The sequence below is a fragment of the Flavobacterium aquicola genome (assembly GCF_003385115.1).
Taxonomy (GTDB): domain Bacteria; phylum Bacteroidota; class Bacteroidia; order Flavobacteriales; family Flavobacteriaceae; genus Flavobacterium; species Flavobacterium aquicola.
In genome coordinates this window covers 22,514-29,525 of the sequence record NZ_QUNI01000020.1, presented here as the reverse complement: position 1 = coordinate 29,525, position 7,012 = coordinate 22,514, and the positions used below count along the sequence as shown (strand labels likewise).

Genomic DNA, 7,012 nt, shown 5'->3' with positions numbered 1-7,012 from the left:
TACTATGAGGTATTAATCCAAATTTCTCTGGGCTATCCCTCTGTAAAAGGTAGATTGCATACGCGTTACGCACCCGTGCGCCGGTCTCTAATTCCAAAGAACTATACCCCTCGACTTGCATGTGTTAAGCCTGCCGCTAGCGTTCATCCTGAGCCAGGATCAAACTCTTCATCGTATATTGTCTGCTTAATTGCTTAAGCTGTTTTTATTCGACTCAAATTCTAGTGGTCTTATTCAAATCTTACCGATTCTATTACTCTTATTTTATTTGTTCCGATTTGCATCGGAACGGCTGTCAATTCAATATGTCTAGGAACGTGTTCTTATGTGTTTTTCCGCCTTTCGTTTGTTTCTCAAAGCGGGTGCAAAAGTAGCAATTCTTTTTTAACCGGCAAGATATTTTTGAAGTTTTTTTGAAAAATTATTTTTTCGCTTTCTTCTCATCTCTTACTCAGTCTATCAAGGAACGTTGCGCGTTTTGCGGGGTGCAAAAGTAACCAACTCTTTTATTTCTCACAAGCTTTTTAAATCTTTTTTTGAAAATATTTTTTCTCTTGATTTGTTTTTCCTGTCAGTGTTTTAATGAACGCCGTCGCTGTTGCGGGTGCAAAAGTAGTGTGTTTATTCGTTTAAACAATGCCTTTTTACAATTATTTTTGACTTATTTTTTAATACGCTGGTTTAAAGAGGAGTTACAAAACAGATTTTGAAAGCAATCTTGAGTTTTCTTAAACTGCATTCCTCATTTTGATGCTTTCAGACCAATAAAAAGGTTTTTGCACGCAGATTTTGCAGATTTACGCAGATTTTAAATCATTGCTGCCTATCAGTAAGATGTCTATTAGAGCCAACAGCCAATGAATCTTCTACTCTATACTTATATAATAGTATCAAACCCGTTGGGTGAAATTATTTGAAGTAAATTAAAATGATTAGATATTGGTCAAGACACTGCAAAGCAGTATCTTGAAGTCGCTAAACAACCAATATCCATGTCAAATATAGTTAAAAATTATTTTAAGGTTTTAGAAGTTATAAGTTCTTTGAATTATGATTTAGCATTTAAATCAAGGGTTGGAAGAAGTGGCAAGATGTCTGATTTAGAGGCAGTAGCACTTAGTTTGACAGCTGAGTTTATGTCTATAGACAGTGAGAATTCACTTTTTAAACAAATTAGCCCGAGAATGATTCCCAACTTAATTGAACGCAGCCAGTTCAATAAAAGAAGAAGAAAGCTATTTTTATTTTCTGAAGAAATCAGAACTAAACTAGCTAGTCGATTTCTTGAGTTTGAAAACTATTTTATTGTTGACAGTATGCCGTTGGAAATCTGTAAATTTTCCCGTCATAAGAGAATTAAAATTTGCAAGGATGAATTTGAGACATCTCCCTCCAAAGGTTTCTGCGCTTCGCAAAACAATTGGTTTTATGGATATAAACTTCATGGAGTTTGTTCTGTAAATGGAGTGTTTCATTCTTTGGATATTACAAAAGCAGAAGTTCATGATGTGAATTTTTTAAAAAACATCAAAAATCAAATGTCTGATTGTGTGCTTCTTGGAGATAGAGGTTATCTCTCAGAAAGCGTTCAATTAGATTTATTTCAAACAGTTAAAGTTAAATTAGAAACGCCAAAAAGAATCAATCAAAAAGATTACAAACCGCAACCGTATATATTTAGAAAATCAAGAAAAAGGATTGAGACTTTGTTTTCACAATTATGCGACCAGTTTTTAATTCGTAGAAATTATGCCAAATCTTTTGCGGGGTTTATTAAAACAAGAATTTTGGCAAAAATAACAGCAATGACATTGATTCAATATATCAATAAATTTATATTTGACAGACCTATAAACAATATCAAAAATCAATTAATTTAATTTCACCCAACGGGTTAGTATCAATTTACTTCTTATGAAATACCGAAGCCCTAGCCCTGATAGTAGTGGAAATCCTTGTGGGCCGGAGTTCGGCACACAAGATTGAAGCGGATAGCAGGAAATAGCTCCTAAATATCTAGATTAATAATTCAGAACTTAACTCCATTTGATTTTACACTTATATATAGAACAAACCTTATATACCTATTGTATGTGTTTTGTTAATACTTTATATTTGCAATCTTAAAATATAAAAAACAATGATTAAGATTACTTTGCCCGATGGGTCAGTTAGAGAGTTTGCTTCTGGAGCGACTCCGATGGATGTTGCAAAAAGCATCAGTGAAGGATTTGCTAGAAATGTGATTTCAGCTTCTTTTAATGGTACAACTATTGAAACATCTACTCCATTGACCACGGACGGTAGCCTTACTTTATATACTTGGAATGATGCAGATGGCAAGAAAGCTTTCTGGCATTCGACTTCGCACGTTATGGCACAAGTTCTTGAAGAAATGTATCCTGGAATACAATTGACTCTTGGACCTGCTATTGCCAATGGATTTTATTATGACGTGGATTTTGGGGACCAAAAAATCACTGATGCTGATTTTAAGAAAATCGAAGATCGTGTTCTTGAAATTTCAAGAGGGAAACATGAGTTCAAACTGCGTTCTGTAACTAAAGCAGAAGCTCTAGAAATTTATAAAGACAACGTTTACAAGACTGAATTGATTACTAATCTTGAAGACGGCACTATCACTTTTTGCGACCATGACACTTTTACTGACTTATGTCGCGGAGGCCACATTCCAAATACTGGAATCATCAAAGCGATGAAAATAATGAGTGTTGCCGGAGCTTACTGGAGAGGTGACGAGAAAAACAAACAGTTGACTCGTGTTTACGGAACTTCATTTCCAAAACAAAAAGATCTAACTGAATACCTAGAATTACTTGAAGAAGCGAAACGCCGTGACCACAGAAAACTAGGAAAAGAGCTAGAACTGTTCGCTTTTTCACCAAAAGTAGGTCAAGGTTTGCCTTTATGGCTGCCAAAAGGAGCTGCTTTGAGAGATCGTTTAGAGCAGTTTTTGAAAAAAGCCCAGAAAAAAGCAGGTTATGAGCAAGTTGTAACGCCACATATTGGTCAAAAAGAACTGTATGTAACTTCTGGACATTATGCTAAATACGGAGCAGACAGTTTTCAGCCAATCAATACACCTGCTGAAGGAGAAGAGTTTTTATTGAAACCAATGAACTGTCCTCATCACTGTGAAATCTACAATGTAAGACCTTGGTCATACAAAGATTTACCAAAGCGTTATGCTGAATTTGGAACTGTTTACAGATACGAACAAAGCGGTGAACTACATGGTTTAACTCGTGTACGAGGGTTTACTCAGGATGATGCGCATATTTTTTGTACTCCAGAACAATTGGATGAAGAGTTTAAAAAAGTAATTGACTTAGTACTTTATGTATTTGGTTCATTAGGTTTTGAAAACTTTACAGCTCAGATTTCATTGAGAGATAAAGAAAACAGAGATAAATACATCGGATCTGATGAAAATTGGGAAAAGGCTGAAAACGCAATTATCAATGCTGCAGCTGACAAAGGACTTAATACCGTAGTTGAATACGGCGAGGCTGCTTTCTATGGTCCAAAACTGGATTTCATGGTAAAAGATGCTTTAGGCAGACAATGGCAATTAGGAACTATTCAGGTGGATTACAATTTACCAGAGCGTTTCGAATTGACATACAAAGGATCTGATAACGAATTACATAGACCCGTAATGATCCACAGAGCTCCATTTGGATCTATGGAACGATTTATTGCTATTTTACTTGAGCATACTGCAGGAAATTTCCCTCTTTGGTTGATGCCGGAGCAGGCAATTATACTGTCTTTGAGCGAGAAATATGAAAATTATGCTAAAAAAGTTTTGAATCTGCTAGAAAATCACGAAATTCGCGCCCTAATTGACAACAGAAATGAGACAATAGGCAAGAAAATTAGAGATGCAGAGCTGCAAAAAATCCCATTTATGCTGATTGTAGGTGAAGAAGAGGAGAAAAACGGGACTATTTCTATCCGTCGTCAAGGTCAAGAAGGAAAAGGTAATATCAGCGTTACGATAGAAAAATTTGTTTCGATTGTTAACGAGGAAGTTAATAAAACATTAAAAGTATTTACAGTTTAACTTAAATTATAAAGTCATAGCAATAAGAAGCAACAGAGGTTATCAACCTCGCGTAGAAAAAAAGGATGCACACAGAATAAACAACTTTATTCGTGGGGTACAAGAAGTAAGACTTGTGGGTGAAAACATAGAGCCTGGAGTTTTTAAACTTGCAGAAGCTTTGAGACTAGCTGACCAATTTGAATTGGATCTAGTTGAGATTTCACCAAACGCGGAGCCGCCGGTTTGTAAAATCATGGATTACAAGAAATTTGTTTACGAACAAAAGAAACGTGACAAGGCACTGAAAGCGAAATCTACTCAAGTGGTAGTAAAAGAAATACGTTTTGGCCCTCAAACTGATGAGCATGATTATGAATTTAAGAGAAAGAACGCTGAAAAATTCTTGAAAGAAGGAGCTAAATTAAAAGCTTTTGTATTCTTTAAAGGACGTTCAATTATCTATAAAGATCAAGGGCAGATCTTGTTATTGAGACTGGCTACTGACTTGGAAGAATTCGGAAAAGTTGAAGCAATGCCTATTCTTGAAGGAAAGAGAATGATTATGTTTATTGCTCCGAAAAAGAAAAAATAGTTAATAGGCAAAAGCCAACAGGCAAAAGTTACAAAACCTAATTGCTAATGGCTAATGGCTAATTACTCAAAATAAGTAAGTAAGAATAAATTAAAACACTAGGAAAAAATGCCTAAAATGAAAACCAAATCTAGCGCCAAGAAACGTTTCAAAGTTACTGGTTCTGGAAAGATTAAGAGAAAGCATGCTTTTAAAAGTCACATCTTGACTAAAAAATCTAAAAAACGTAAATTAGCTTTGACTCACTCAGCGCTAGTTCACCAAACAGATATGAAAAGCATCAAACAACAATTAAGAATTATCTAATAAAAGCCATTAGTGAAAAGCCATTAGCAATTAGTCTTGTAACTTTTGCCTATTGCCTAATCACAGTTGCCTTGATAATCTTTAGGTTAAAAATAAATTCAATAACCTTGGAGTATGGCCATAAGTTCCTTTGATTAAATTCAGGACGCCTGCTACAAAAAAACAATAAAATTATGCCAAGATCGGTAAATTCAGTTGCTAAAAGAGCAAGAAGAAAAAAAATAATGAAGCAAGCCAAAGGTTTCTTTGGCAGACGTAAAAACGTTTGGACAGTTGCGAAAAATGCGGTAGAAAAAGCAATGTGCTATGCATATCGTGACAGAAAAGTGAATAAAAGAAATTTCCGTGCATTATGGATTCAACGTATCAACGCTGGAGCTAGATTGGAAGGAATGTCTTATTCTCAATTCATGGGTAAAGTAAAAGCTAACGGAATCGAATTGAACCGTAAAGTTCTTGCAGATTTAGCGATGAATCACCCAGAAGCTTTCAAAGCAGTACTTAATAAAGTAAAATAAACGTTATATAAACTCAATTTAGACTTACTTACTTAATAGAAAAGCCCAATCTCACGATTGGGCTTTTTTTGTTTTAGCACTTTATGACGTAATAAATTTTGGATTGATTAAGTTATCTAGCGAATAAATCTCATCCCATTTATCCTGAGTAATTAATTTGCGTTCTGTTACAGCAATCTGGTGAACACTTTTTCCAGTCTTCAAAGCTTCTCCGGCAATGCTGGCACTTTCTTCATATCCTAAAATCGGATTTAGCTGAGTTACGATTCCAATGCTGTTCATTACCATATTATAACAATGCTGTTCATTGGCAGTAATGCCAACAATACATTTATCAATCAATGTCTGAATGGCGTTTGACAAATAATCCAATGAAGTAAACATTGCAAAAGCAATTACAGGTTCCATTACGTTTAACTGCAGCTGCCCTGCTTCGGCAGCCATAGTCACTGTTAAATCCTGCCCTATCACATAAAAACACGTTTGATTCACAACTTCTGGAATTACGGGATTCACCTTGCCCGGCATAATTGACGAACCAGGCTGACGAGCCGGCAGGTTAATTTCATTAAAACCTGTTCGCGGACCCGAACTCAGCAATCTCAAGTCATTGCAGATTTTTGAAATTTTGACAGCCGTTCTTTTCATTGTTCCCATGATTTGGACATAGGCACCAGTATCAACAGTTGCTTCGATTAAATCTGGTGATAATGTCAATGGAATTCCAACTTCTTTGGCTAAATAATTTACGCAAATTTCGGGATAACCTTCGGGTGCATTTACTTTAGTTCCGATTGCCGTTGCTCCCATGTTAATATCTAACACTAAACTTTGAGCATCTTTTAATCTTAAAACATCCTCACCTATTGTTGTTGCATACGAGTGAAATTCCTGTCCCAACGTCATTGGCACAGCATCCTGCAGCTGTGTACGCCCCATTTTTAAAACTTCTTTGAACTCTTCTCCTTTAGCCGCAAAAGCTTTTTCAAGATTTTCAACAGTTTTTATAAAATGATCCATTTTTAAATACAATGCTATCCTAAAGGCTGACGGATAAGCATCGTTTGTAGATTGAGAACAATTTACATGATTGTTGGGATGCAGGAATTGATATTCCCCTTTTTTATGTCCTAAATATTCCAAACCAATATTAGCAATCACCTCATTGGCATTCATATTTACTGATGTTCCGGCACCACCTTGGATTAAATCGCTGACGAATTCCTGATCATATTTACCAGCAATTACCTGATCGCTTCCATAACAAATGGCTTCAACAATTTTTGCATCCAAAGCACCACAATCTTTGTTAGCCATAGCGGCAGCTTTTTTTACATACCCCAAAGCCTTTATAAACAATGGTTCTTTTGAAATAGGAATTCCGGTAATATTAAAATTCTCTACTGCCCTGAAAGTCTGTATTCCGTAATACAGATGATCCGGAATTTCTAATTCTCCTAAAAAATCATGCTCTTTTCTTGTTGTTTTCATATGTCGCAATTTATTGTTTTTAACTGCATACGAAAT

General features: G+C 35.5%; 6 protein-coding genes and 1 rRNA gene. 5 read left to right on the top strand and 2 right to left on the bottom strand.

Annotation, left to right across the window (positions count from 1 at the left end; genetic code table 11):
• A 16S ribosomal RNA gene (locus C8P67_RS21185) occupies window positions 1-175 on the bottom strand; the annotation flags it as partial.
• An 817-nt stretch (window positions 176-992) separates the two neighbouring features.
• On the opposite strand from C8P67_RS21185, the gene C8P67_RS21180 reads away from it, so the two are divergent.
• The 5 genes from C8P67_RS21180 (at window position 993) to rplT (ending at window position 5,485) form a co-directional block, all read left to right on the top strand.
• Window positions 993-1,880, top strand: a complete 888-nt coding sequence (locus C8P67_RS21180) for an IS982 family transposase (RefSeq protein WP_115815194.1) — start codon at window positions 993-995, stop codon at window positions 1,878-1,880.
• A gap of 260 nt (window positions 1,881-2,140) precedes the next feature.
• Window positions 2,141-4,087, top strand: coding sequence for a threonine--tRNA ligase (thrS, locus tag C8P67_RS21175; protein ID WP_115815193.1), 1,947 nt, complete (start codon window positions 2,141-2,143; stop codon window positions 4,085-4,087).
• A gap of 16 nt (window positions 4,088-4,103) precedes the next feature.
• Window positions 4,104-4,661 carry a translation initiation factor IF-3 gene (infC, locus tag C8P67_RS21170; protein WP_394338673.1) on the top strand — a complete coding sequence of 186 codons (558 nt, stop codon included), beginning with the start codon at window positions 4,104-4,106 and terminating at the stop codon, window positions 4,659-4,661.
• A gap of 108 nt (window positions 4,662-4,769) precedes the next feature.
• Complete coding sequence (gene rpmI, locus C8P67_RS21165; RefSeq protein WP_026727505.1) at window positions 4,770-4,967, top strand: 50S ribosomal protein L35; 198 nt, start codon at window positions 4,770-4,772, stop codon at window positions 4,965-4,967.
• Window positions 4,968-5,140: 173 nt separating this feature from the next.
• A complete protein-coding gene (gene rplT / locus C8P67_RS21160; RefSeq protein WP_035633036.1) occupies window positions 5,141-5,485 on the top strand; it encodes a 50S ribosomal protein L20 in 345 nt (114 codons plus the stop codon).
• Window positions 5,486-5,566: 81 nt separating this feature from the next.
• On the opposite strand, the gene aspA is transcribed toward rplT, so the two are convergent.
• Window positions 5,567-6,976, bottom strand: coding sequence for an aspartate ammonia-lyase (gene aspA / locus C8P67_RS21155; RefSeq protein WP_115815197.1), 1,410 nt, complete (start codon window positions 6,974-6,976; stop codon window positions 5,567-5,569).
• Between the last annotated feature and the right edge of the window lie 36 nt (window positions 6,977-7,012).